Origin of the sequence: Labrys sp. KB_33_2, from assembly GCF_052114505.1 — a bacterium.
In the GTDB taxonomy this organism is placed as follows: Bacteria; Pseudomonadota; Alphaproteobacteria; order Rhizobiales; family Labraceae; genus Labrys.
This window is the reverse complement of record NZ_JBFREW010000004.1, coordinates 165,804-192,426: the sequence shown is the minus strand read 5'-3', so window position 1 is coordinate 192,426 and position 26,623 is coordinate 165,804. Positions and strand designations below refer to the sequence as shown.

At 62.9% G+C, this 26,623-nt stretch carries 23 protein-coding genes; 14 read left to right on the top strand and 9 right to left on the bottom strand.

All coding sequences use genetic code 11. The features are described from left to right. The first annotated feature begins 134 nt into the window (after positions 1-134). From AB4037_RS09355 to AB4037_RS09330, 6 genes are all read left to right on the top strand, one after another. Entirely contained in the window at positions 135-911 is a 777-nt protein-coding gene (locus AB4037_RS09355; protein WP_441771317.1) for a VOC family protein, read from the top strand. Between the two features lie 270 nt (positions 912-1,181). Beyond that, complete coding sequence (gene denD, locus AB4037_RS09350; RefSeq protein ID WP_441771316.1) at positions 1,182-2,186, top strand: D-erythronate dehydrogenase; 1,005 nt, start codon at positions 1,182-1,184, stop codon at positions 2,184-2,186. Positions 2,187-2,404: 218 nt separating this feature from the next. Then, the gene (locus AB4037_RS09345) at positions 2,405-3,376 is read left to right on the top strand and encodes a 2-hydroxyacid dehydrogenase (RefSeq protein ID WP_441771315.1); all 972 of its coding nucleotides are present in this window, start codon (positions 2,405-2,407) and stop codon (positions 3,374-3,376) included. Between the two features lie 629 nt (positions 3,377-4,005). After that, positions 4,006-5,403 carry a porin gene (locus tag AB4037_RS09340; RefSeq protein WP_441771314.1) on the top strand — a complete coding sequence of 466 codons (1,398 nt, stop codon included), beginning with the start codon at positions 4,006-4,008 and terminating at the stop codon, positions 5,401-5,403. 309 nt (positions 5,404-5,712) lie between these two features. Then, positions 5,713-6,027, top strand: coding sequence for a helix-turn-helix domain-containing protein (locus AB4037_RS09335; RefSeq protein ID WP_434955055.1), 315 nt, complete (start codon positions 5,713-5,715; stop codon positions 6,025-6,027). Positions 6,028-6,104: 77 nt separating this feature from the next. Continuing rightward, positions 6,105-6,866, top strand: coding sequence for a GntR family transcriptional regulator (locus AB4037_RS09330; RefSeq protein ID WP_441771313.1), 762 nt, complete (start codon positions 6,105-6,107; stop codon positions 6,864-6,866). 10 nt (positions 6,867-6,876) lie between these two features. Here AB4037_RS09330 and tkt read toward each other — a convergent pair whose 3' ends face one another. From tkt to AB4037_RS09295, 7 genes are all read right to left on the bottom strand, one after another. Beyond that, entirely contained in the window at positions 6,877-8,901 is a 2,025-nt protein-coding gene (tkt, locus tag AB4037_RS09325) for a transketolase (RefSeq protein ID WP_441771312.1), read from the bottom strand. Between the two features lie 148 nt (positions 8,902-9,049). Further along, positions 9,050-9,946: an NAD-dependent epimerase/dehydratase family protein gene (locus AB4037_RS09320; protein WP_434955058.1), complete on the bottom strand. Its 897-nt coding sequence runs from the start codon at positions 9,944-9,946 to the stop codon at positions 9,050-9,052. Positions 9,947-10,056: 110 nt separating this feature from the next. Beyond that, positions 10,057-10,287 carry a DUF2160 family membrane protein gene (locus AB4037_RS09315; RefSeq protein ID WP_441771311.1) on the bottom strand — a complete coding sequence of 77 codons (231 nt, stop codon included), beginning with the start codon at positions 10,285-10,287 and terminating at the stop codon, positions 10,057-10,059. Between the two features lie 4 nt (positions 10,288-10,291). After that, positions 10,292-11,128 (bottom strand): carbohydrate ABC transporter permease, encoded by an 837-nt coding sequence (locus AB4037_RS09310; protein WP_434955060.1) that lies wholly within the window; start codon positions 11,126-11,128, stop codon positions 10,292-10,294. Then, the gene (locus tag AB4037_RS09305; protein WP_434955061.1) at positions 11,128-12,009 is read right to left on the bottom strand and encodes a carbohydrate ABC transporter permease; all 882 of its coding nucleotides are present in this window, start codon (positions 12,007-12,009) and stop codon (positions 11,128-11,130) included. The genes AB4037_RS09310 and AB4037_RS09305 overlap by 1 nt, the downstream gene beginning before the upstream one ends. 116 nt (positions 12,010-12,125) lie before the next feature. Next, complete coding sequence (locus AB4037_RS09300; protein ID WP_434955062.1) at positions 12,126-13,559, bottom strand: ABC transporter substrate-binding protein; 1,434 nt, start codon at positions 13,557-13,559, stop codon at positions 12,126-12,128. Positions 13,560-13,818: 259 nt separating this feature from the next. Then, positions 13,819-14,754 (bottom strand): pirin family protein, encoded by a 936-nt coding sequence (locus AB4037_RS09295; protein WP_441771310.1) that lies wholly within the window; start codon positions 14,752-14,754, stop codon positions 13,819-13,821. Between the two features lie 185 nt (positions 14,755-14,939). Here AB4037_RS09295 and AB4037_RS09290 point away from each other — a divergent pair, with 185 nt between their 5' ends. From AB4037_RS09290 to AB4037_RS09280, 3 genes are all read left to right on the top strand, one after another. After that, positions 14,940-16,502 carry a VOC family protein gene (locus AB4037_RS09290; protein WP_441771309.1) on the top strand — a complete coding sequence of 521 codons (1,563 nt, stop codon included), beginning with the start codon at positions 14,940-14,942 and terminating at the stop codon, positions 16,500-16,502. Next, positions 16,495-16,824: a GNAT family N-acetyltransferase gene (locus AB4037_RS09285; RefSeq protein ID WP_441771308.1), complete on the top strand. Its 330-nt coding sequence runs from the start codon at positions 16,495-16,497 to the stop codon at positions 16,822-16,824. The genes AB4037_RS09290 and AB4037_RS09285 overlap by 8 nt, the downstream gene beginning before the upstream one ends. Before the next feature lie 125 nt (positions 16,825-16,949). Continuing rightward, a complete protein-coding gene (locus tag AB4037_RS09280) occupies positions 16,950-17,972 on the top strand; it encodes a hypothetical protein (protein ID WP_441771307.1) in 1,023 nt (340 codons plus the stop codon). A gap of 19 nt (positions 17,973-17,991) precedes the next feature. Here the strand turns inward: AB4037_RS09280 and AB4037_RS09275 are convergent, their stop codons facing one another. Then, a complete protein-coding gene (locus tag AB4037_RS09275; protein WP_441771306.1) occupies positions 17,992-18,363 on the bottom strand; it encodes a cupin domain-containing protein in 372 nt (123 codons plus the stop codon). Positions 18,364-18,542: 179 nt separating this feature from the next. Next, on the bottom strand, positions 18,543-19,487 hold the full coding sequence (locus tag AB4037_RS09270; RefSeq protein WP_441771305.1) for a ring-cleaving dioxygenase: 945 nt from the start codon (positions 19,485-19,487) through the stop codon (positions 18,543-18,545). A 169-nt stretch (positions 19,488-19,656) separates the two neighbouring features. Here AB4037_RS09270 and AB4037_RS09265 point away from each other — a divergent pair, with 169 nt between their 5' ends. The 5 genes from AB4037_RS09265 to AB4037_RS09245 all read left to right on the top strand — a co-directional run bounded on the left by AB4037_RS09265 (position 19,657) and on the right by AB4037_RS09245 (position 26,608). Continuing rightward, entirely contained in the window at positions 19,657-20,574 is a 918-nt protein-coding gene (locus AB4037_RS09265; RefSeq protein WP_441771304.1) for a LysR family transcriptional regulator, read from the top strand. Between the two features lie 28 nt (positions 20,575-20,602). After that, on the top strand, positions 20,603-21,067 hold the full coding sequence (locus AB4037_RS09260) for a GNAT family N-acetyltransferase (RefSeq protein ID WP_441771303.1): 465 nt from the start codon (positions 20,603-20,605) through the stop codon (positions 21,065-21,067). Between the two features lie 83 nt (positions 21,068-21,150). Beyond that, on the top strand, positions 21,151-22,233 hold the full coding sequence (locus AB4037_RS09255; protein WP_434955071.1) for a helix-turn-helix transcriptional regulator: 1,083 nt from the start codon (positions 21,151-21,153) through the stop codon (positions 22,231-22,233). A gap of 228 nt (positions 22,234-22,461) precedes the next feature. Continuing rightward, positions 22,462-23,247 (top strand): winged helix-turn-helix domain-containing protein, encoded by a 786-nt coding sequence (locus tag AB4037_RS09250; protein ID WP_441771302.1) that lies wholly within the window; start codon positions 22,462-22,464, stop codon positions 23,245-23,247. 256 nt (positions 23,248-23,503) lie between these two features. Further along, complete coding sequence (locus tag AB4037_RS09245; protein WP_441771301.1) at positions 23,504-26,608, top strand: ABC transporter transmembrane domain-containing protein; 3,105 nt, start codon at positions 23,504-23,506, stop codon at positions 26,606-26,608. Positions 26,609-26,623 lie beyond the last annotated feature (15 nt).

Sequence of the window (26,623 nt, the reverse complement as noted above, 5' to 3'; positions counted from 1 at the left end):
AATGCGCTTTGCTCCAGATTGCCGCGGTCGAGGCGGTTGCATTCATGAGCAGCGGAGGCCTGTCGCCAGGCCGCCCTGTCGTTCGCCTATCGTTTCTTCCAAGAACAGAAATCCGGCATCCAAGGGAGCCTGTCATGGCGGTCACACACGGAGACTTCGTCTGGTATGAATTGATGACCACGGATGTGAAGGGGGCCGCGGCCTTCTATGCCGCCGTGCTGGGTTGGGAGGCGGCGGATTCCGGCATGCCGGGCCCGGCCTATATGCTGTTTTCCAACAAGGGCGCGCTGGTCGCCGGCCTCATGGACATTCCGCCCGATGCCGCCGCCCGCAACACCCCGCCGAACTGGAGCGGTTTCGTCGCAGCCGACGACGTTGACGCTTCGGCGGCCGAGGTGACCAGGCTCGGAGGCAAGATCTACCGCGCTCCGGACGATATTCCGGGCATCGGCCGTTTCGCCATTGCGGCCGATCCCGACGGTGCCGTGTTCGGCTTGTTCAAGGGGCAGGGCGAGGCGCCGGAGATGCCGGGCCTGGGCACGCCCGGCCATATCGCCTGGCGTGAGCTGCATGCCGGCGACGCGGCGGGCGCTCTTGCATTCTATTCCAAGCTGTTCGGCTGGGAGAAGCGCGAGGGCCTCGATATGGGGCCGATGGGCGTCTATCAGCTCTATGGCAAGAAGGGCGCCGACTATGGTGGCATGATGACCCGGACTGAGGACATGTGCGGACCGATGTGGGTCTACTATGTCCAGGTCGAGGACATCGACGAGACGGCCCGGCGCGTTGCCGCCAATGGCGGCACGATCACGCTGGAGCCGATGGAAGTGCCCGGCGAGATGTGGGTGATCCAGGCCCGCGATCCTCAGGGTGCGCTGACCGCCATGGTCGGACCCCGACCCCGGTCCTGATCACGACACCCGATTGGGGATGATGAAGGCTCCGCAGGAAGTGGCTGCGGAGCCTTCATCATACACCAGGTCCCATCGCAAACGCTCTCGCTCAATTTGTAAGACAAGAGCTTGCCTCGCTCTGGCAAAGGCCTTATCGCTACAAGGAGAAACGGCGGATTCGAGCCGTCCTTCGGGCCCGCAACGGGCATCATGAGACAAAAGGTGCGACGCGATGCGCGGGGCTTCGGCTGGCGGTTTTCGGTCGCGGGGAAATGACGAGGCGAGGCGATGAAAGTCCTGATTCTGGGTGCGGCCGGCATGGTTGGCCGCAAATTGCTGGAGAGCATGAGCCGCGACGGCAAGCTTGGCGGCAAGCCCGTAAGCGAAGTCCTGCTCAGCGACGTCGTGCTGCCCGAGGTCCCCGCCGGCTTGCCCTTCGCCTGCAGCACCAGCCAGGACGACCTGCCGGTGCCCGGCACGGTCGAGCGCCTGATCGATACCCGCCCGGATGTGATCGTCCATCTCGCCGCCATCGTATCGGGTGAGGCCGAGGCCGACTTCGAAAAGGGCTATCGTATCAATCTGGAAGGCACCCAGCGCCTGTTCGACGCGATCCGTCAGGCCCATGGCGATGCCAGGCCGGGCGAGGGCTATTATCCGCGCGTGATTTTTTCCTCTTCGATTGCGGTGTTCGGCGCGCCCTTCCCGGAGCGTATCGGCGACGAGTTCTTCAACACGCCCCTGACTTCCTATGGCACGCAGAAGGCAATCGGGGAATTGCTGCTGGCCGACTACAGCCGCCGCGGCTTCTTCGACGGCATCGGCATCCGCCTGCCGACCATTGCGGTGCGTCCCGGCAAGCCCAACAAGGCGGCCTCCGGCTTCTTCTCGGGCATTCTGCGCGAGCCGCTGAACGGGCAGGAGGCGATCCTGCCTGTCTCGGACGACGTGCGCCATTGGTTCGCCAGCCCGCGCTCGGCGGTCGGTTTCCTGCACCATTCCGCGGCGATCGACACCGCCCGCCTGGGCGCTCGGCGCAATCTTTCCATGCCCGGCCTTTCCGCAACGGTGGCCGAGGAGATCGAGGCCCTGCGTAGGGCGGCCGGCGACAAGGCGGTGGCGCTGATCAAACATCAGCCCGATCCCGTGATCGAGAAGATCGTGGCGGGTTGGCCGCGCGATTTCGATACGGCACGTGCCCTCGAACTCGGCTTCATCGCGGATCGCGACATGGATGCCATCGTGCAGGCTCACATCGAGGACGAACTCGGCGGCAAGCTGACGGCTCTCTGACCGAGGCGTGTTTGGGCAAAACGCCTCCTTGCGGCAGGCGATTTCACCAAACCGCAAAACGTTTTGGAGCGCCGGGCCGAAAAATAGATGCTGATTTTCGGCAAAAACCACGCGGTAACAACAACCTGCAGCATCAGGCCCAATTCCGGAATCGGACCTGATGCTGTAGGCGTTGGCAGCGCCCTTCGATCAATTTTGTTCCGCGAGAGTATTCCGGCATGTCCGCACCCGATCTTCTGATGCCCAAGCCCATGCTTGCCCAAACGGTCGAGGCCCTTGACCAGGCCTTCACCGTGCACAAGCTCTGGCTGGCCAAAGATCCCGATGCCATGCTGGCCGGAATTGCGGACCGGGTGCGTTTCCTCGCTGCCGGCGGTCACGCCCATGTCGACGAGGCGCTGCTCGCGGCCCTGCCCAAGCTCGAAATCATTGCCAATTTCGGCGTCGGCTATGATTCCGTCGATGCCGCGGCAGCGGCGAGGCATGGCGTCATCGTCACCAACACGCCCGAAGTCCTCAATGAGGATGTCGCCGATCTCGCTATGGCCTTGCTGCTGGCGACCATCCGCGAAATACCGCAGGCGGATCGCTTCCTGCGGGAGGGCAAATGGCTGAGCGAGAACTATCCGCTGACGAAGGCAACGCTGCGCGGGCGCACGCTGGGTATCGTGGGCCTGGGGCGGATCGGCAAGGCGATCGCTCGCCGCGCCGAGGCCTTTGGCCTGAAGATCGCCTATTACGGACGCAGCCGGCAGGCGGATGTGGTCTATGCCTATCATGCCAGCGTGCGGGCGCTGGCGGAGGCGGTGGATACGCTGATGATCATCGTCCCCGGTGGGGCGGAAACGCGCAATCTGGTCGATGCCGATGTGCTCAAGGCACTTGGCCCCGAAGGCGTGCTTATCAATGTCGCCCGTGGTTCGGTGGTCGATGAGGATGCCCTCATCGAGGCTCTGCGCAATCGCACCATTCTCGCGGCAGGGCTCGACGTCTTCGCCGACGAGCCGCGCGTGCCCGAGGGGCTGGCGGCGCTCGACAATGCGGTGTTGTTGCCGCATGTCGGCTCGGCCACCATTCATACCCGCCGAGCCATGGGCCAGCTGGTGGTCGACAATCTCGTCTCCTGGCGCGATGGCAAGGGCCCGCTGACGCCGGTGGGTGAAACGCCCTGGCCGCGAAAGACGACCTGAGGGCCGGCGGCTGCATCTGCGTACACGACAGTCGAGTCCCGCCGGCCCCCTGGTCCGGCGTAGGGGTGCTCGCGCCTGATCCAGGAGGAGCGAGCTCTCCATCTCGTTGCATGGCAACCGTGCCTGCAAGCAAAACGCGATGCCGGATAGGCATTTTTGCGAACTCGTTCCGGCGTCCCTACGCGTCGGCAGCGGACCTGCAAGTCTTATATTACCACACGGAAAATGATTTTCCCGTGGTGGGAGTCGTATTTCGAATTTTGCCTGATGGGTAGAGATAATATGTGTTTATTTAATATGTTCCAATTATAAAACACCAATATAGACTTCTAATGTGCAGATTTATAAATTAAAAATACCAAAATTGGTAGTAATTTATTCAGCGGAAGCTCGTGTATCCGAGTTGTGTCTTTTGAGTGACACATATTCGCCAAAATGTTTTCTGTCGGTTCCGAGACGTGGGAATTCTATTGTAGCACTTTCTAGAATATCGCACCCTTACTGCGACGATTCACGTGGCGGCCAAATGCTTCTCAAGCATGCGCCAAGTTCGGTCGGCTGTTGCGAGTGGGGTGTCATGTCAAGAAGTCCCCTCGTGCAAGTAAAATAATGTCCCGGAGGGGGTTCTGATGACGATGAAATCCGCACTTCTCGGCGCTGCTGCAGGCATTGCCGCCATTGGCGCCGCGCAGGCTGCCGACCTGCCCATGACCAAGGGCGAAGCCGTTGAATATGTGAAGGTCTGCTCGGCCTTCGGGCCTGGCTTTTTCTACATTCCCGGCAGCGACACCTGCCTCAAGATCGGCGGAGAGATCCGCGCCGACTATCGCGCGTTCGGCGGCGACCGGGTAGGCATCAATTCAGCTCCGACATCACTTAACAATGTCTTGACCAATGTTGGGCAGAACCGGAAGGATGATCGCTCGGCCTTCAACACTCAGGCCCGTATCTGGTTCGACGCCCGCACCGAGACCGATTGGGGCTTGCTGCGCTCCTATTTCCAGATCAATGCCGACTCGCATCCGATTTCGGCTCAAGGCCGTGGCGGCATCTACAACGGCAACACCTTCACGATCGACAAGGCCTTCATCCAGTTCGGTGGCCTGACGGCCGGTTACGCCCATTCGTTCTTCGGCTTCTACGATAACGAGTATGGCGATACGATCTGGGCACCCTATTACGCAGAAACCAGCACGGTTAACCTGCTCGCCTACACCGGTCAGTTCGGCGGTGGCTTCAGCGCCACGCTGTCGATCGAAGATGGCCGCGACCACCGTGTCAACAAGGTTGGCATCGCTGGCACGGTCCCCGGCATCGGACTTAGCGGCGTGGGCATTAATCTGCAGGGCGGGCAGCAAATCCCGGATGTCGTTGGTCAATTGCGTTATGACTCGAGTTGGGGATCCTTGGCTCTCCAAGGAGCTCTCCACCAGTTGCGCGCACCCGAGAGTGTCGACGGGACGCTCACGTTGGGCGGCACCAACATCCCCTTTTCGATCCCCACGACTCATGACAACAAATACGGCTACGCCATCGGTGGTACTGCCCTCATTAAAATACCGGTTATCGATGGCGGGCATTTTATCGTTGAAGGTCAGTATGCTGATGGCGCCACCGAATATCTCGGTGTCAAGAACAGCCTCGGCACACTCATCGGCTTGTCGGACCTCTTCCCCTCGTCGATCGGGCCAGGAGGTATTTCGGGCTATGGCAGAACCAAGGGCTGGTCGATCGTGGCCGAACTCGGTGGCAATATCACGCCGCAGCTCAACGCCAATCTTGTGGGTAGCTACATCGACGTGAAGGCCGACGGTATACTGCGCAACGTTGTCCCGGGTATCGATATCTCGCTCAAGGAATACTCCATCGCGGGCAATCTGACCTATATGATCGTCAAGGGCCTCTCAGTGGCTGGCGAAGTATCCTATACCCACACCAAGCAGGAAGTTGGCATCGGGCCGCTGGGGTCTCTGGATGGCTCCGCCAGCTCCTGGCAGGGCGGTGTTCGCCTGAAGCGCACCTTCTGATCCGAACTGGACGATCTGAAAGCGGGGCCCGGCGTGAGCCGGGCCCCGCTTGGCCTATTGTGCTTGTTGCCGCGAAGTTGTGCTGTGCGTTTTTGCAGTGCCCTCAAGAAAATGTGATGTTACGTTTTTTAGATGTAACGCTAAATGTATTTCGATATGGTTCCGTATATTGGAATGCCTTACGTATAGATGTTGAAGTGCAGTGCATTTTGCGGAGTCTTCCCAGTCCTGGGGAAGTCGCGATGGAATATTTCAAAGTGTTTGCTGAAAGAGTGTCAAGCAATGTAGCGCGATCGAACCGGGCGTGAAGTGAGCGAAGAAATGCAGGAAAGAGCGAGCCGTCCCTTCCAGAAGAACGCCACATCGCTACAGATCGATTGGAAGCGATTTGGCGACGATTTGCGGAGTGTGCGCGCAACGCGCGGGCTGACCTATCGGCAATTCGGTGCGCTCACGGGCGTGACCTTCAGCACGCTGGCGCGCCTTGAATCCTCCTATCTGCCTTGCAATGCCGAAACTTTCGTGACCCTCGCGGTAGAGATGGGCCGAGATCCGCTGACTTATGCGATCCGCGGCAGTGCTGGTGTGAGCGGCGTGCTCGCTCAGGAAACCGACGCGGCCTGATCGCCGGCGCGGTTGAAACGCCGGGCAAGGAGGGGCAGGCGCGCCTGTTGCTCCGGTGGTAAAGCTGATAGGGTCCTTTGGTCCCCTTTGCCGATTTGCCCGCTCCCTTCATGCTCGATCGCTCCACGCCGGTTCCCCTCTATTTCCAACTCGCCGAGACCTTGAGAGCTGGAATTTCGCAGGGCCTCTATGCCGCGGGCGGGAGGCTTCCCTCTGAACATGAGCTTTGCGCCCGCTACGACGTCTCGCGCAGCGTCGTTCGCCAGGCACTGCAGTCGCTGGCGCTGCAGGGGCTGATCGAAACCGAGCGGGGACGCGGTGCCTTCGTGCGCGAGCGCAAGGTGCCGATCAATCTAAGCCAGCGCCTTGACCCGTTGCGCGAGGATCTGGCACGGGCCGGCTTCAAGCTGAGCACAAAAATCCTGGTGCAACGCCTGATCGACGCTCCCGCGGCCATCGCCGAGCGTATCGGCGACAGCAAGGCCGTGTTGATCGAACGCCTGCGCTATGCCGATGGCGAGGTGCTGCTGCTGGTGCGCAACTACCTGCCCTATGGCCGGGTGCCGGGATTGCTGACCCATCCGGGGCTCGAGCAGGTCTCGCTCTACGAATGCCTCGAACGGGATTTCGGCGTGATCGTTTCCAGCGGCCAGCGCACCGTGGAAATCGGCACGGCCGATGCGGAGATTGCCGGCCATCTCGGGCTCGATCCCGGATCGCATGTGCTCTTCAACCGTGAACTTACCTATGATCAGGAAGGGAGGCCGGTGGAATATTACGAATCCTGGCACCACCCCGATCGTACGCGCCTGACCATCGAATTGCATCGGACGCGCTGAAGGACGGTTCTTAAGAAGTTGCCGGGAGCAAAGCTCTCGCTTTTGCCGCGATCGCTTCGGGCGTGAGGCCGAAATGCCGGTAAAGTAGCGGGCCGGGCGCACTCTCGCCGAAGGCGTCGATGCCAACAACCGCGCCGGGACCGCGCAGGAATTGGTACCAGTAGATCGACGAGGCAGCCTCGACGAACAAAGTGGGCGTGCCGGGGGCCAGCACCGCGTCGCGATAGGCCGCGGGCTGGCTGGCAAAAATATTGGCGTTGGGGATCGATACCACCCGCGTGTGGATGCCCTCTGCTGCGAGATGCGCTGCGGCTTCGGCGACGAGTCCCAGCTCGGAGCCGGTTCCGGCAAGGACGAGATCAGGGTGCTCCGCCGGTTCGGAAAGCACATAGCCGCCACGCCGGATCGCCTGCCGGTGCTCAGGGACATGGGCAATCGCCGGAGCGTCCTGGCGGGCCGCGACGATGACGCTGGGGCCCTCACGGCCCACTGCCGCTTCCCAGGCAAGGAGCGCTTCGAGTTCGCTCCCGGGGCGCCATAGCGACAGGCCGGGAATGGCGCGCAAGGCGAGGAGTTGTTCGGCGGGCTGGTGAGTCGGCCCGTCCTCACCGACGCCGATGGAATCATGCGTGTAGAGGAAGATCGCCTTGAGTTTCATCAGGGCGGCGAGGCGCACGGCGTTGCGGGCATAGTCGCTGAAGACCAGATAGGTCGAGCCGAAGGGGATCAGGCCGCCGTGAGCAGCCATGCCGTTCATCACGGCGGACATGCCGAATTCGCGCACGCCGTAGTGGATGAAATTGCCGGCGAAATCCCCGGGCAGGATTGATTTGGAAGCCGGTGTCCAGGCCAGAGTGGACTGGCTGAGATCGGCCGAGCCGCCGATCAGCTCCGGCAGCATCGCCGTGAAGCGAGCAAGTACCTTGCTGGAGGCCTTGCGCAGAGGCTGGCGGGCCGGCGGCTCCCTCAGCAGGGCATCGGCATAATCGGCCACGGCCGTGGCGAAGGCTGCGGGCGCTTCGCCGGCCATGCGACGCTGCAAATCCGCGGCAAGATCTGGATAGGCCGCCTGATAGCGGGTGAACAGCGCCTCCCAGGCCGCCTGGCTTTCAGCTCCACGACCGTGCGCATCCCAGCCGGCGCGGATGGAGGGCGGCACCTCATGCGGCGGATACGGCCAGCCCAGTGTCTCGCGGGTCGCGGCGGCCTCGGTGGCACCCAGCGGGGCGCCGTGGACTTCTTCCTTGCCCTGCTTGTTGGGGGCGCCGAAACCGATGATGGTGCGGCAGCAGATCAGGCTCGGCCTGTCATGCACGGCGCGCGCCTCCTCGATCGCCGCCTGCACGGTGCCCGCATCATGGCCGTCGACATCGGCGACCACGTGCCAGCCCAGCGCCCGGAAGCGCGCCGGCGTGTCGTCCGCGAACCACGCCTTGACCTCGCCGTCGATCGAGATGCCGTTGTCGTCATAGAAGGCGATCAGCCTGCCGAGGCCGAGCGCGCCGGCGAGCGAAGCAGCCTCCTGCGCCACGCCCTCCATCAGGCAGCCGTCACCGACGAAGACATAGGTGTGGTGATCGATGACGGGAAAGCCATCGCGGTTGAATTCGGCCGCGAGCTTGCGCTCCGCAAGCGCCATGCCGACGGCATTGGCGAAACCTTGGCCGAGCGGGCCGGTGGTCGTCTCGACCCCCGGCGTCATGCCATGTTCGGGATGGCCCGGCGTCTTGGATCCAGGCTTGCGATGGGCCTTCAAATCTTCCAGCGAGAGATCATAGCCTGACAGATGCAGCAGGGAATAGATCAGCATCGCGCCATGGCCGTTCGACTGTACGAAGCGGTCGCGATCGATCCAGGCCGGGTCGGCCGGATTGTACTTGAGGAAGCGGTTCCACAGCACCTCGGCGATATCGGCCATGCCCATGGCGGTGCCGGGATGACCTGTCCCAGCCGCCTCGATGGTATCGACGGTCAGGAAGCGGATGGCGTTGGCGAGGTCGCGCGGGGAGAGGGCGGGGCGTTCGTGGAAGCTCATGGCGTTTCCCAGATGGTTCGTATCTTGTAATCCTGTCCGTACAAGTAGGGCGCATAAGTTATGCTGTCAAATGCCGCGGTTTCCTGGCCTGGATTGCCTTGCTCAGCGCGCAATGACGAAGGCAGGAACTGGCCCGGTCGAAGCCGCCCTAGCCCTTCACATAGCGCCGCCAGGGATGTTCCTCCCGGAAGCCCAGGAGCTCGCGAGCCTTCTTGTTGGAAAGCAGCGTCTCATATTCGCCGAGCGTGCCTTTCACCGGCACATCGGGATAGAAGCGCCGGAGCAGTTCGGCGGTCGGCAGATTGGACGAGGTGTCGTCGTTGACGGCATTGAAGACCTGGAAGCCGAGGCCGTCCTTCTCAATGGCGAGCCGGGTGATCTGGCCGAGGTCGCGCGCATCGATATAGCTCCAAGCGATGCGCTTGCGGAAGCCTGGATCGGCGAACCATTTGGGGAAGTTTTCGGTGTAGTCTTCGGGGATGAGGACGTTGCCGATGCGAAGCGCATAGATGTCGGTGGCTTCGCGCAGCGCGAAAGCGCGAGCCGTCTTCTCGTTGACGACCTTGGAGAGGGCGTAGCTGTCCATCGGGTCGACGTCATAGTCCTCGTCGAGGGGAAAATAGGCGGGACTGCGATGTTCATGGGCGAAGACGACGCCATAGGTCGTCTCGCTCGAGGCAATCACGACCTTGCGGATGCCGAGCTTGGTCGCTGCCTCGATGACGTTGTAGGTACCGAGCGCATTGACGCGGAACACCTCGTTGTCAGGCACGATCATGATGCGCGGAATGGCGGCGAAATGAACGACGGCATCGACCTTCTGCGGGCGCAAGGAGGCGTCGAACTCGTGGGTGCCCATATAGCTCGACAGCGCATTGAAGACCTGGCCGGCATCTGTGATGTCGGCGATCAGCGTGCGTACGCGCGGATCGTCCAATGGCCGGGTGTCGATATTGAGCACCTGGTAGCCGTGATCGAGGAGATCCTTCACCACATGGCGCCCGGCCTTGCCGCTGCCGCCGGTGAACATGATGCGCTTGGCCATGCTCGCTGTCTCCCACTATTGTCATGTTATTTTGTATGACAATAGTGGGAGAGCGCCGAAGTGCAAGAGCAAGATTCTGCCCTGGCAGTATGCCTCGACAGGGGAAGAACTCACCCCTTCTTGATGATCACATAGCCCAGCACCAGTGAGATCGCAGTGGCGATGTAGATCGACAGCGACTGCTCCAGAAAGCGCATCCAGAACAGATGGATGGCGATCAGCAACACCACGGCGATGAAGCCGCGGTCGAAGCCGTTGGTGTGGATCGGCAGGAAGCCCGTCTTCTCGGCGACTTTCTTGGCCTCTTCGTTCTGTTCGTCGAGATTCGTAAACTGGTTCATGGCCTCATCCCTTCACGGCGCCGAAGGTCAGGCCGGCGACGATATGGCGCTGCACGACACCGAGGATCACCAGGGCCGGGATCAGCGTCAGCATGGCGGTGGCGGCGAGTTGGCCCCAATTGGTACCGGTGACCGAGACATATTCGGCGAGCAACGTGGTGATGGTGCGTGCCTCCACGCTGGTGAGGGTGGCTGCCAGCAGATACTCGTTCCAGGCGAAGATCCAGGTGAGGATCATGGTGACGGCGAGGCCCGGGCGGGCCAGCGGATAGATCACCTTGGTCAGAAGCTGGAAGGTCGAGGCGCCATCGATGGTGGCAGCCTCGTCGAGTTCCTGCGGAATGGCGTCGAGCACCGGGCGCAGCGTCCACACCGCGAAGGGCAGATTGAACACGCAATAGAGCAGGATGAGGCCGATACGGGTATCGTACAGCTTCCAGTCGCCGATGGCGAAGACCTGCGTATAGAGCAGGAACAAGGGCAGCAGGAATACCGCCGGTGGCGCCATGCGGTTGGTGATGGTCCAGAAGAAGACGTTTTCCTTGCCGACCAGCTTGTAGCGCGTCAGCGCATAGGTGGCCAGGAAGCCGAGCAGGGTCACCAGCAGCGCGTTGGAGGTGGCGACGATGACCGAATTCAGCATGTATTTCTGCAGGTTCGGATCCGTCAGGGCGTTGGCGTAATTGTCCGGAAAGAACGAGGTCAACAGGAAGCTCGGCCTGCCGAACAGCTCGACACGGCTTTTGGCTGAGACGACGAACAGCCAGTAGATCGGCGCCAGCGTGATCAGGCTGAGCACGATCCAGAGCAGCAGGCTTACGAAGACATTGGGCTTGCGCATCACTCGGGCCTCCTGAGGTCGCGTCGGGCTACCAGGGCCGAATAGAGCAGCCAGCACATCACGATGGTGAGGTAGAGCACGAGCACGGACATGGCGCCGCCATAGCCGTAATCCTTCTTGGGAAACACCACGCGGTAGATGTAGAGGCCGACGAAGCGGGTGGCGTCGCCCGGGCCGCCGCTGGTCAGCATGAAGATCTCATCGAAGGTGCGCAAAGCGTCCATCAGGCGGATGAACACGGTGGCGAGGATGGCCGGCTTCAGCATCGGCAGGGTGATGTGCCAGAAGATCTGGAAGCGGCTGGCCCCGTCGATCTGCGCCTGCTCGAAAGGATCCTTGGGCAGGGAGGACAGGGCCGCGAGCAAGGTCAGCGTCACCAGCGGCGTCCAGTGCCAGATGTCCATGATCACCACGGCCGCGAAGGCCTGGTCCGAGAAGCGGCTGATATTGAGGTCATAGCCGAACCAACTGCGCAGATAGCTCGGCACCGGGCCGAGACCCGGCGTGAGCAGCAGGCGCCAGATCGCGCCCACGGCAATGGGCGCGATCACCAGCGGCAGGGTATGGATGGTGCGGAAGAAGCCCTTGCCCGGAAAGTCGCGCATGAAGAGCTGGGCGAGGAAATAGCCGAGCACGATCTCGCTGACCACGGCAAAGAAGCCGAATTTCAACGTCCCCCAGATCGACTTGAGGAAGTCGGTGTCGAAGACTAGGGCGCGGAAATTGTCGAGCCCGTTGAAATGCATGGCCGGATCGGCGGCGAAGCTGTTCCACTGCGTGAAGGAGACCACCATCACGTAGATGAACGGCACGATACCGAACAGAGCGAGGATGAACAGCGTGGGTGCCAGCAGCAGCCAGCCGGTTGTCGACGATCGCATGGGGATTCCTTCACCCGCGAGGCAGTAAAGGACAGCGGCGCGGCTCCCGCTAAGCCAGGGGCCCCGCCGCTATTTCCGGTAAATCGGAACCGCCCTGGGCGGCTCCGGCAGGCCCGCTATTTGCGATAGCCCAGCTTCTTGAGTTCGGCCTCCGTCGTGGCCGCCATCTGGTCGAGGGCGTCGGACGCCGAGAGATCGCCCGTGATCGCCTTGTAGAAGATAGAGGCGGTCGCTTCGCGCACCTGGGCATGGAAGGGGTAGGGCGGCGCGCCGGCGAAGAGCTTGCCGTCCTTCTTCATCAGCGAATAATAGCCGTTGGTCTTCTCGTCCTGCGCCTTTACCTTGGGATCGTCATAAGTCGAGTTATGGGTGATGCGCGAGCCGGCGACGGCCCAATCGGCTTGGACGCTCTCCTGGGCGATATATTGCAGGAAGAGCAGGGCCGCCTCCTTGTTCTTGGAGGCATAGGAGATGCCGAAGGCGCCGCCGTCATAATAGCCGATATAGCCTTTGCCGGCTTCGGCGGCCTCGATCACCCCCGGAGAGGTCGGAGGCAGGGCGACACCGACCTTGCCCACCACCTTGGACTTGCCGGCATCGGTGGCGATCCAGGCGGCATTCTCGCCATAGACGAGGCCCTGTGCGGCGCGGCCGGCCGCGAAGGTGGCTGCGACTTCGTCCCAGGTGCTGGCGGTGGATTCGGGCGGAGCGTCCGGCAGCAGGCTCAACCAGTATTCCAGCGCCTTCTTGGCCTCTGGGCTGTTCATCGAGCCGCCATTGGCGACGGTGGCGGCATAGTTCTTGGAGGCGTCGATGCCCCAATTATAGACGCCGAAGGTCGGTGCGACGCTTTCGAAGAATTCGTACCAGGAGGCGGGATGGCCGGTATTGGCCTGCACCGTCGAGCCCCACAATTCCTCGCCCTTGTCCTTGCCCCATTCGGTGAAGAAATCGGCGATGGCCTTGTAGTCCTCATGGGTCTTGGCGGGGGCGAGATCCTTGCCGGTCTTCTTCTTGTAGGCTTCCTTCACCGCCGGATCATCGAACAGATCCTTGCGATAGAGATAGATCTTGATGAAGGCCTCCATCGGCACGCCGTAGAGGTCACCCTTGTCGTCCTTGAAGTAGTTGGCGAAGGTGGTGAACTTGGCAGGATCGTAATCTGGTGCCTTCAGCGCCGGCTTGTCGGCGAGCGTCTTGGTGATGTCGACCAGGAAGTTGCGGGCCAGATAGCTGTAGATGATGTCCTGCTCGATATAGACGAAGTCATAGACGCCGGTCTTGGCCTCCATGTCCTTGATCGCCTTGTCGTACATCTGGTCCCAGGAGGTGGCTTCGAACTCCACCTTGATGCCGGTGGCCTTGGTGAAAGCCGGGCCCAGCACGTTCTTCACATAGTTGGAGGGTGGCGTGCTCTCCGAGATGCCGTGGATGGTGACGCCCTGGAGGTCCTTGGAGGCGTCGGACCAGAAATCGGCATAGGCGGAGGTGGTGGCGAGCAGGACGCTGACCGTCAGTGCGGCGAGGCCGGCCCCTATCTTCCTGTACATCTGGTTTCTCCCTGGAAATGGCTTGTTTCTTTTTGCCCGCGTGGCGACGGGATAGGCGCCCGAGCCACATCATTGGGGGCGCCCTTCATTTTGTTGCGCATTTCCACAAACTGAGTCAATGGGCAAGGTCACGCGCAAGGTGAAGTTGTATGAAGAATCTTGCGCAAAGTCATCCCTAAAATATGACGAACCTTCTCCAGGTGATGAAGAAGGTTCGTCGACGACTGTTTGCCTGGGAGAATGAACGCCGCGACCAGCCTCAATCCGGTAGAGGAATGTGTTCGGCGCGATCATCCGGGGGCAGATCGAACAGGCCCTGGCCCCACTTCTGCGCCTGCCACTGGGCTTTGGCCTCCTCGATGCGCTCCTTGGAGGAGGCGACGAAGTTCCACCAGATATAGCGCGGCCCGCCGAGGGTGGCGCCGCCCAGGATCATCAGGCGGGCCCCCTGGTCGCCGGCCGCCACGGTGATGGCATCGCCGGGGCGGAAGACCATCATCTGCCCCGCCGTGAAATCCTGGCCGGCGATGGTGACGGAACCTTGCGTGATATAGAGGCCGCGATCTTCGTGCTCGTCCGGCAGCGGCAGTCTTGCACGGGGGGCCAGCACGACGTCGCCATAGAAGGTTTCCGAGAACAATGTCGCCGCCGCCTTCTCGCCATAGGCATTGCCGAGGATGAGCTTCACGCTGACGCCGTCGCTCTCGATCACCGGCAGGCTCTCCTTGCCGTGATGCTCGAACATCGGCGCCATGTCCTCATGCGTTTCAGGCAGGGCGATCCAGGTCTGGATGCCGAACAGGCTGTTGGGGCCGCGGCGGGCTTCCGCAGAGGTTCGTTCGGAATGGGTGACGCCGCGCCCGGCCACCATCCAATTCAGGGCGCCGGGCTGGATGACCTGGTCGGTGCCCAGACTGTCGCGATGGTGGAAATCGCCGCGATAGAGATAGGTGACGGTGCCCAGGCCGATATGGGGGTGTGGGCGCACGTCGACGCCTTGCCCGGTCAGGAATTCGGCGGGCCCCGCCTGGTCGAAGAAGATGAACGGGCCCACCATCTGGCGCTTGGGGGCCGGCAAGGCGCGGCGCACTTCGAAGCCGCCGAGATCGCGCGAACGCGGCACGATCAAGGTTTCGATCGCGTCGATGCCGATCGCATCGGGGCAACCGGGTGTCAGGGCGGGATTCCAGCTCATTCGATCCTCCGGGAGGTTGTCGGCCGTATCCGGCCCATGGCTCAGCATAAACAGGGAGCTGTTCGCCCAAAACCTTTTTGCTGTTCGTCAATCGAGAACGCCGAATTCGGCATCAGTGGCTTGGACTGAAGGAAACGATCATGCGAGGTTTGCCAAATCACCGACGGGGAAGACGAGGCGCGCTCATGACGGCAATTGCCGCGAACGGTATCCATCACGTCACCTTGATGACGCGCAACGTGCAGGCGAATGTCGATTTCTATGTCGGCTTCCTTGGCCTGCGCCTGGTCAAGCGCACGGGCGGCTACGAAGATGCCCAGCAGCTCCATCTCTTCTATGGCGATCGTCTCGGCTCGCCCGGCTCCATCGTCACCTTCCTCGTCTGGGAAGACGGTGCCGCCGGTCGTGTCGGCAATGGCCAGGTTTCCGAGATCGCCTTTGCCGTGCCTTTGGCGAGCATCGGCGATTGGATGACGCGGGCCTTGAGCCATGGCGTGCCGATGACGGGGCCATCGCAGGAATTCGGCGAATCTGTCCTACGGCTCAAGGATCCCGACGGCGTCATCGTCAAGCTGGTCGGTGCAGACCAGTCATCAGCCACGCCCTGGGGCAATGAAGCGATCGCGCCGAGGCGCTTGCGCGCCGTGACCCTGCTGACCGACCAGCCAGAGGAAACGGCGGCCTTCATCGCGCGGTTCGGCTACCGGCCAGGGCCGCGCGAGGGCAATCTCCAGCGCCTGCTGTCGGATACGGATGCTGTCGATATCCGGGATGCCTCCGGCTATGTGCCCGGCATTCCCGGCACCGGCACGGCCGATCATGTCGCCTTTCGCGCGGCGGATGTAGCCGAGGTGCGCAAGCATCAGGCTGCGCTGTCGCGTCTCAATTCGTCGCCGACCAATTTCCACGATCGCAACTACTTCACCTCGCTCTATGTGCGCGAGCCGGGCGGCACATTGATCGAAGTGGCGACGGATGGTCCAGGTTTTGCCATCGACGAGGCAGCCGATCATCTTGGCGAACGCCTGTTCGTGCCGCCCGGCGATGCCGAGCGGGCGGACGACCTGAAGGCGATGCTGCCGCAATTCTCCCTGCCAGGAGAGCCGCGCCTGCCGCGCCGGGATCTGCCTTTCGTGCATCGCTTCCATACGCCGGACCAGCCCGACGGCAGCACATTGGTCCTATTGCACGGCACCGGCGGGAACGAGGCCGATTTGATGCCGCTCGCTCGCCAGATCGCACCCCATGCGACCTTGCTCGGCGTGCGTGGGCGGAGCCATGAGGAAGGCGTGCTGCGTTGGTTCCGGCGCATTGGGATGACGAAGTTCGATCAGGCCGATATCGCCTTCGAGGCGAAGGCCTTCGCGGCTTTCGTCGACGGGGCCGTGGCAGGCTATGGACTCGACCACCACCGCCTGACCTTTCTGGGCTATTCAAACGGCGCGAACTTCATCGCCGCCGTGATGGGATTGCATCCCGGCATCGTCAGGCGCGCCATTCTCCTACGGGCGATGCCGGTGCTCGAAACCTTGCCAGATGCCGATCTTGCCGGGACATTGGCCCTGATCTTGACCGGGGCACGCGATCCCTTCGGACAGGAGGCGCCCCGGCTCGAAACCTGGCTGCGGCATCAGGGCGCTGACGTCGCCGCCCACAGCATCGAGGCCGGCCACGAATTGTCATCCGCCGATCTGTCGGCGGCGCGTCATTGGTATGAAGAAAACAGTGAGGGAGGCCGGAATGGCTGACATCGATATTCGTCGCGAAGAGCTTGCCGAGCCGCGCGGGCGCTATGTCGCGCGCATCGACGGCGTGGAAGGGGAGGCCGAGATCGTCTTCACCAGGCGCGATCCCGCCCTGATCAGTGCCGACCACACCGGCGCGCCCGAGACGATGCGCGGCACCGGTGCTGCCGCCGCGCTGGTGGCTTACATGGTGGAGGATGCCCGCAGGGACGGATTTCGCATCCTGCCGCTCTGCCCCTATGTGCGGGCGCAATACCGCAAGCATCCCGACTGGGCCGACGTGATGACGCTGGCGCCGGGTGAGGATCCGCCGGCGACGGCGTAGCTCCACGGCTTCTCTTCTTGGCGAAAGATCTAACGGAACTGCTCAAGCTGGGGCGATCGGATCTGGCCTGATTGCCTCCCGAGCACAGTTGCGGCACCGTGCGGGGATCGAACCTCGAGGTCGTCATGCAGTCTCCCGAGACAATCGCTACGCACGCCTATTTCCGACAGGTCACGGCGGACGGGTGGGATCTCATCTTCCATCCGCCTGACAATCGCTCCGACGTCGCCTACAGGGCGGGGTATATGTGCCATCCGACGCGTGAGCATTACGAGGCGCTCTTACCGCGCCTGCCGGCCTTCGAAGCCTTCTGCCGCAATCTGGAAGAGAATGACCGGCGCGTTCGCGATCATTTTCGTTCCTGGCCACCCTCCGTGGGGGCATTCGAACTCATCTGCGCCATGATGGGCGGCGGCGATGAATTGCTTCCATCCTCGCTCACGCCTTACCCCTATGATCAGCGGCCCTTCGCCTTGCAATATCGCGCGCTTGACCAAGCTGCCTGGGAGTTTGCCGGCGTCACCTGGTGGCCGCCGGTTTTTGCCGCTCTCTTCGATGTGGCCGGAAATTTCTCGGGGATCGAGTACCAGGTCGAACAGGCGATGCGCGACCTGCCGGATTCAATCGCACCATCACGGTGGGAGGCGGGATATCGCCATCCCTATTTCGGGCGGCGCAAGCTGTCGGATTTTTCGCGCCTGACAACGTCGACCGTTGCGGGGCGCAAGATTCCGCTCAATCTCTTCATGACCAAGAAAACCATGGCTGCCTTCGAGCCGGAGCATCTGGATCCGTTCGTACCCCTGGTCGAGAAATTGGACAGGCTGGATGCCGGCGTGCGGTTGGGCTTTCCCGAGGCAATGCGCCTTGAATGGCTGGAGGAGCGTTTCACATATGGTACCCCGACCCTGCGCCGGGCTCTCGATCAGATCTTTCCCGATGCAACGGATCCTGGTGCCGTCTCTCCACAGGCCTTTGCCGCGGCGCTCGTTCTCAAGCGCGGATGCTTTTCGCTTTCGCCCGAGAAAAGCGGCGGCGCGGCGCTGACCCTCGACTATGCGATCCTGCCGGCCCGTAACGACAACGAATTGTTTGCAGCCAAGTTTTCTCTCGGTGGCGAGTTGCTTGACGTGGTGGTCGAGAGTTGAGGCAGAGTGCGCTGCGATCTCAGGCCCAGACGTCGTTTTGGGCGGTGCGCTCGCCGCCTTTATGGCCGGTGTTGAGGGTGCCGCGTGGTTCGATCAGCAGGAGATGGACCTCGCTTTCCGCATAGGGCTTGTGCTCCAGCCCCTTGGGCACCACGGCCATCTCGCCAGGGCCGATGACAACGGCGCCATGGCGAAAATCGATGCGCAGGCGGCCGCTGAGGACGATGAATGTCTCGTCCGTCTCGGGATGATCGTGCCAGATGAAATCACCCTCGATGCGCACCAGCTTGAACTGATAGTCGTTCATTTCGGCGATGACGCGAGGCTGCCAGAGATCGCTGATCCTTGAGATTTTCTCGGCGAAGTTGATCGCTTTGGGTGTCGTTTCCATGCTGCTTTGCTCCATTCTCGAATGGCGCAATCTATGGGGCCTTCAGCGGCCGCGATCTTGAACGATTGTGCGTTTCCGTTGTGGCGTGGCTTCGAGGCCTGCCCTCAGCAAAAAAACCAGCGCCAGGGCATGCCCCGGCGCCGGCTGTAGGTTTGCTGATTGTCGCCGTCCTGGTACTTCTACAGAGGCTGCAGGCCGGCTTCGATGGTGGCGCGGCGGCCTTCGAGGAAGGGCGGCAGCGACAGGCGTTCGCCGAGGGTCTCCAGCGGCTCGTCGACGGCGAAACCGGGGCCATCGGTGGCGATCTCGAAGAGATTGCCGCCGGGCTCGCGGAAATAGAGCGAGCGGAAGTAGTAGCGTTCCACTTCGCCCGAGCTCGGAATGCCGAACTGGCCGAGCCGTTCGGTCCAGGCATGGATCCCCGCCACGTCGGGGGTGCGGAAGGCGACGTGATGCACGGCGCCGGCACCCTGCCGGGCAGTGCCGAGCCCTGGCTGCACCGCGACATGCAACTCGGCGGCCGCACCGCCTTCGCCCATGCGGTAGACATGCACCCGGCCCTCGCCGTCGGGCGAAGCGTAGTCGCGCTCCTCCTTCATGTTGAGCACGCGGGTGAGTATGGCATCGGTGGGCTCCTTCTTCGGCACCGAGATGGTGATCGGACCAAGGCCCCGGATCTGGTGTTCCGACGGCACGGGGCTGCGGCTCCAGGGGTGCAGCGTACCGTTGCCGCCATCGTCCACCAGGCGGAAACGCTGGCCCTCCGGATCCTCGAATTCGAGGCTGGCGCGGCCGTCGATCAGGCCGACGTCACCGGCGGCAGCGCCCAAATCCTTGAGACGGGCGGCCCAGTAGTTCAGGCTATCCTCACCGGACACACGCAGGCCCGTGCGGCTGATCGAATGGGTACCGCGGCGCTCTGGCGCCACCGGCCAGTCGAAGAAGGTGAGGTCGCTGCCGGGCGTGGCCTCGCCGTCGGCGTAGAACAGGTGATAGGCGCTGGTGTCGTCCTGGTTGACGGTCTTCTTGACCAGCCTCAGGCCGAGCGTATCGGTGTAGAAGCGCTTGTTGCCGGGGGCGTTCGCGGTGATTGCGGTGAGATGATGAATGCCGGTGAGCTGCATGGCAGCCTCCTATGTGTTGCGTTGACCGTAATATCGCCGCGAACGGTTGTGCCGTGTAGCGTGATCCCTGCACACGCTGCGTTCGAAAATTTCGAACGGCTGGGCTTGGAAAGGCAGGGCTGACGGGGTAGGCAGAGGTGGGACCGGCCCACCGGTTTGGACGCTCGCCATGAAATGGACCATCGACGAGATCAAGACCTTCCTGGATGTGATGGAGGCCGGCACGGTCTCCGGCGCGGCGGCGCGGGCGAACCTGTCGAAATCGGTGGTCAGCAAGCGCATCACCGATCTGGAGCTGGCCTTGGGCGCGCCGCTGTTCCAGCGCCATGCCGGGCGCATCCTGCCCAATGAGACGGCGGCCGAACTGGCCGTGAGGCTGCGGCCGGCTCTGGCCGAGATGACCAATGCGGTCGAGAGCGTGGCCTGGGGCATGTCGGGCCTGCGCGGTTCGCTCGCCATCTCGGCGCCGATGAGTTTCGGCATTCGCCATCTCAGCCCGTTGCTGGCAGCCTTCGCCCTGCGCCACCCCGATCTGGAACTGGTGGTCGATTACGAGGATCGCTTCGTCGATCTGGTGCGCGGCGGCTTCGACCTCGCCGTGCGCATCGGCCAGATGTCGGATTCCGGCCTGATCGCCCGCAAATTGTGCGACGATCCGCGGGTGGTGTGTGCCAGCCCCGACTATCTGGAACGGCGAGGGACACCGAAGGATCTTGCCGGCCTGCCCGATCATCCCGCGATCGGCTATCGCAACCTGCAGGCCACCCAGGTCTGGCAGTTGGCCGATGGCTCTGGCGGTGTCGTCAGCGTCCCGATGCGCGGGCGCATCGCCGCCAATAATGGCGAGGTGATGCGGGACATGGCGATTGCCGGCCTGGGACTGGCCCTGCTGCCGATGTTCATCGCCCATGAGGCGCTGGCCGATGGCCGGCTGGTTGCCCTGCTGCCCGACCATCCGCCGCTGCCCCTGCCGATCGCCGCGATCTGGCCGCCGGTCAAGCCGATGCCGCGCAAGCTGCGGGCCATTGTCGATCACCTGGTCGAGGGTTTCGGCGAGGTCCCGGACTGGCTGAGCGGACCCGTGTGATGCCCGATCCCTGCCTGCGGATGTGTCGATGCCGATAGAACGATATGAGGAGCCGCGCGAGGCCTTGCTGGCGCTGTTCGCTCTGGCCGATGATTCACCCGTTCAGGTCGCCTCCTATATCGGACTGGGCGATGTGCTGGTAGCCCGCCAGGGGGAGGCCATCATCGGCCATGCCCAGATCCTCGCCACCGACGAGCCCGGCGTGCTCGAGCTCAAGAGCTTGGCGGTGCTGGCCGAGCATCGGGGCGTGGGTATCGGGCGAGAACTGGTCGAGGCGGCCATCGCCTTCTGCCGGGAACGCTGCGCGCACTCGCTGGTCGTCTCGACGGCAACGGCCGATATTGCCAATCTGCGCTTCTATCAGCGCCGGGGTTTTCGCATGACCCGAATCGTGCCGGATGCCTTCCGGCCGGAGACCGGCTACCCCGAGGGGATACTGATTGATGGTATATTCTTACGCGATCAGGTGTTTTTCGAGTTGAAACTCGACTGATGAGAGACCGAAGGCCTTATTTCCTTTGTGAAATAGCGACGTGATCTGGAATAATGCAGCGTTGCTTTCGCGAGGAAGCCGTCATGGATCAGCAACTGGTCGATCGGATCTACGAATGTGCCTTCGTGCCGGAGCAATGGCCGGGCACGCTGGACGCGCTTTCGGACATGACGTCGGGCGCTGGCGGCAGCCTCTATGTCTTCGGCAAGGACGCCACCATGCTCACGGCGTCGTCCGGCGCCCGGGAGCGGGCCAAGGCGGCGCTGGCCGGCGGTTTCGCGCAGCGCGGCCATGGGCTGAACCGGGTGCTGGCGTCCTCGCGAGCGGGCTTCATCACCGAGCGGGACATCATGACGGAGATCGAGCTCGAGCAGGAGCCGCTCTATCGGGATTTCTGGCGCCCCTCCGGCATCGGCTCGATGATCGTGACCACGGTGGAATTGCCGACCCGGGAAATGCTGCTGCTCTTGTTCACGCGCTGGCTCGCCCAGGGGCCGGCCGAGCGCGCCCTTGTCGATCGTTTCGACACGCTGCGCCCCCACCTTGCCCGCAGTGCGCTGATGACCGCCCGCTTGCAGCTCGAGCGCGCCCGCGTCGCCAGCCAGACCCTGGCCGCGCTCGGTCTGCCGGCGCTGGTGCTCGACCGGCTGGGCAAGGTGCTGGCCGCCAACGACCTGATCGAGGATCTCGGCGATTTCGTGCATTGGCGCGCCTTCGATGGCGTCTCCTTCGTCGACAAGGCGGCTGACAAGCTCCTGCGCGATGCCATCATCACCATCGATCAGCCGCATGGCGCGAGCGTACGCTCCTTCCCGGTACGGGGTGAACCGGAGGCCATGGTTGCCCATATCGTGCCGATCCGCCTGAGCGCGCGCGATATTTTCGTGAGCAGCGCGGCGACCCTGATCCTGACGCCGGTGACGGCGCCGCAGGCACCGCCGGTGGAGCTGGTGCAGTCCCTTTTCGATCTCACGCCGGCGGAGGCCCGTGTCGCCCGCAGCCTCGCCACGGGCGACAGCGTGGAGGACATTGCCCAGCATAGCGGGGTAACGTCGAATACGGTGCGCACCCAGGTGCGCGGTGTGCTGGAGAAGACCGGTTGCAGGCGCCAGGCCGAGGTGGTCGCTCTGCTCGCCGGGCTGGCGCCGCTGCCGCGCATGGCGTGAAGCCGGCCGGATCTTCCCTTCAATCGCTCGAAGAGCGTCGTGGTCGTGGCAAAACCGGCTTTCTCTCATCTGTTTTGGTGATGTTTCATTCGCAATAATAGCGAAACTGGACCTGCGGCTGAGACAGTCGGAGGCTTCCTGCAAATCCTCCTGCGCTTTCTCGGCGGCACCAGATCAGATGGAGCAGGGGCAAACCCCGCCCGGACCCACTGCCGAGAGAGTAGAGACATGGATCAGGAGCTGACATACAGGCTCGGCGAATCCGTTCTGGATCTCAGCCGAGGTACATTGCGCAAGGCCGGTGCTCGCGTGCCGGTGCGTTCCAGAACCTTCAAATTGCTGAGCTACCTTGCCCGCAATGCCGGGAGGGTCGTCCGCAAGGACGAATTGTTCGCGGCGGTCTGGCCGCGCGCGGTGGTCACGGAAGCAGCCCTGCTGCGCTGCATTCGCGATGCGCGGCAGAGTGTCGGAGACGAGCGGCATCGCATCATCCATACCGTACCGGGCCGGGGCTACATGTACATGCCGACCGGCGGCCTCACCGATTCGCCGGAGGCACTGGAGCAGGCGCCCGACGACGTTGACTTCGATGGTGGTGCGGCGGAGGCCAAAGTCGCGGTGATGCCATTCAGCCTGCGTGGGGTGGATGGCGCGATGAAGCCTGCCTTCGACACCATCGTGCAGGAAATCAGGGGGGCGATCGCCAATTCGCGCGTGATCCTGGTGCAGCCGCCGGCGCGGCGCAAGACATCGTCCAGATCGGTCGCCGGTATCGACTATCTGGTCGAAGGGCAGGTCGTGGCCGGCGTGCCCCACCTCAATGTCATCGTGACCCTGTCCGATGCCCGATCGGGCCATCGCCTGCTGACGCAATCCTTCTTCATCAAGGCCGAGAGCGTCATGGCCTTCCACCAGAACGTCGCCAGGCAGGTCGTCAGCGCGCTCATCTTCAATATCGAGACGGCCTCCTGGTGCGGTACGGCGCAAGGCACGACCTCCCTGCATATGTGGTGATGGCCTTGAGCAAAGCGCGGTCATGACTGAACGCTGGTTTGCTTCGCCTCCTTGTTTCCAAGCCAATCCGACGGATTGGCTTGGGCGCCTTTGCGATTCCAGGTGAAACCGTCAAATCGCAAAACGCTATGGAAACAGGCCTTCATCGCTCGACAATACGTACATCGAAGCGCTTTTCGCCTGCCGGTGGCTTGCTATTGTGGGTTGTAGTCACACATGAAGATGTGGGGATCTCGCAACGGGCGGGAGGCGGCTTTTGTCCAAAAATGGCGATCCGGACAAATCCGGACTGTTTTCCTTCGTCTGGCGCCATAGCAGGCGGCATCAGCTTTTGTTGCTTGCCGCGACCGTGGCCTCCTTTCCGGTCCTCTATCTATCGCTGGAGCTGCCCAAATACATCCTGAACGGGGCGCTTCAGGGGCATGCCACGCCGCTCAACCGCCTGGGTCTTCATCTCGATCAGACCACGCTCCTTGTGGTGCTGTGCGTTGCCTTCCTGATCTGCACCTTGGCCAATGGCGTCATCAAGATGCAGCTCAGCATCTACAGGGGCGTCATCGGCGAACGCATGATCCGGCGGCTGCGCTACAAGCTGATTGCCCAGGTGCTGCGCTTTCCCCTGCAGCGCTTCGATACTGTCTCGCAGGGAGAGGTCGTTTCGATGGTCACCGCCGAGGCGGAGCCGTTGAGCGGAGTGATGGGCGATGCCTTCGCCCAGCCGGTGTTCCAGTTCGGCCAGATCCTGACCATCGTCGCCTTCCTTTTTCTCCAGAATGTCTGGCTCGGCGTTGCCGGTATCGGCCTCATCCCGGTCCAGGCCTACCTGATCCCGCGTATGCAGCGCTATGTGAACAGGCTTCATCATCAGCGCGTCGGCAGGGTGCGCGCCCTGTCGGAGCGCATTGGGGAAAGCGTCGCCGGCGTCGCCGATCTGCGTCAGAATGGCGGTTTGCGCTACCGGCTTGCCGAATTCAGCAAGCAGCTGGGTGAGCTCTATACGATCCGGTTGCTCATTTTCGAGCGTAAATTCCTGATCAAGTTCGTCAACAATTCGATCACCCAGCTCACCCCCTTCCTGTTCTTCCTGATCGGCGGCTATCTGGTCATCCATGGCCAACTCAGCGTCGGCGCCCTGATCGCGGCGCTCTCCGCGTCCCGCGACATTGCCGATCCCTGGCGCGAATTGCTGACCTACTGGAACCAGGCCCAGGAGGCGTCCTCGCGCTATGACAGCCTGCTGGAGCAGTTCGAAGTGCCGGAGGCGCTGGCTCCCGTGGTGGCAGATGCCGACGTCCCCCGCCTGAACGGGGCGATCCATTTGCGCGACGTCACCATGCCGGGCCTTGGCGGCGTGCCTCTGCTCGACCAGGTCGATCTTGTCATACCCGGCGGGTCGCTCGTTGCCATTCAGAGCGCGGACATGCTGGTGCGACGGGCCCTGTGCGATCTGCTCTCTGGTGCTTCGATGCCCAGCGCTGGGCAGGTGACCATATCCGGCCTCGATCTCGCCGGTGCCAGCCCGACTATGCTGGCCGCGCGTATCGGCGTCGCCAACAGCACGCCCTATCTGTTTCGTGGCACCATCGCTCAGAATACCAGGCTGCCGCTCTATCTAGAGCCGGAGTCCTCCGGCGAACCGTCGGGCGAAGCGGCCAAGGCCCTGGTCGAAGCGACGGAGACCGCCAACAGTACCGATCGCCTCGATGTTTCCTGGAGGGATGGCGGGCTCGTCGGTTTCAAGAACGACAGCGAGGTCGACGCCTGGTGGCTCGATGTCATCGAGGTGATCGGCCGTTCGGAAATGCTGCTCGATCGCGCCCTCGACGGCTATCTTGTCGCGGGCCAGCATGACGATCTCGCCGGCCGCGTCCGCGCCCTGCGGGAAGAGGTGACGCTGCGCCTCCAGGCCGAAGGGTTGGCCGAGCAGATCGACCGTTTCGACCCCGGTGCCATCAATCCCGGCCTGACCATCGGTGAGAATCTGCTCTACGCCGTACACCATCACAGCGAGACTGAATCAAGCCATCCGGGTGAAGCTCTCCTGGCTGACATCGCGGGACTCGACATCGCCGAACAGCTCCTGGCCTTCTCGATCGATCTCGCTTCGACGTTGGTCAGGGCCTTCGGCGAAGTCGGGCCGCGGCATCCGCTGCTGCGCCGCTTCACCACCATCGGCCCCGAGCTGTTCGAACGCTTGAGGTCGGTCGCGTCCAAGGAGCAGGCCCATGATGTCGCCGGCATGAGCGTCGCCGAGCGTGGTACGCTGCTATCGTTGCTCTTCAACATCGCGCCGAGTGATCTGGGTACCGATTTTCCTGCCGAGCTTGCTGCGGCCATCCTGGCGGCGCGCGCCCGCCACGGCGCGCGCCTGAGGGAGCTGGCGGGCGAGACCTTCTCGCCGATTGAGGCCGGAACCTATAATTATGACCTGACCGTGCTGGAAAACCTGGTGTTCGGCCTGTCCGTGGCGCCGTCGGAGGCGACCCGCCGGCAGATTCATCATGTGCTGATGGAGGTGGTGGAGGCACAAGGGCTGGCCGGCGCCTTGCGCCTGCTGGTGGGAGACGTGCGCACCGCGATCGCCGGCACCAATCTCTCGCCGGCGGTGCGCGAGCGCATCGGCCTTGGCCGGGCCCTGATCCGCCGGCCCGATCTCGTCTTGCTCGATCATGCTATGGCGAGTGCCTCCGAGGCGGACCGCCGCGCCATCTGGCTCAGGCTGCGGGGCTTGCTGCCCGAGAGCACCATCATCGTGCTGGAGCCACAGATTGCTCAGAGCGAGGATTTCGATCTGGTGGTTACCATCCGCGATGGCCGCCCGATCAATGGGGCGAGCCGCCCACCGGTCCCAGCCTATCACGCTTCGATGTCGGGCGATCTGCAGGCCAAGGTCGAGGTGCTCTCGGCCGTGGAGAGCTTCCGCGGCCTGAAGCGTAGCCAGATCGAGCTGCTCGCCTATGCCTCACGCTGGATGTCGACCAAAGCCGGCGACTATGTCTTTCGAACCGGGGAGGTGCCCGATGGTGCCTATGTCGTCGCCTCCGGCAGTGCCGAGCTGCGCTGGATCAATGTGGTGGGTGAGGAGGAGTTGATCGACACCATCCTGCCGGGACGCCTGATTGGCGACCTCGCCGTCATCCTCGGCCAGACGCGCATGGTGTCGATGATCGCGATAGCCGATCTGACGGGCCTGCGCATCGGCACGCGCGAATTCCTGGATATCGTCGAGAGCGACATCACCGTCGCCCTGCATCTGTTGCGCACCGTCGGGCACCATCTGGTCGAGGTCGGTGAGGAGGTGATCACCAAGGGCCAGTATCGACCCAAACAGCCCGGCGAGGTTGCCGCCGATCAGCCGTGAGGCTTTCTTGGAGCG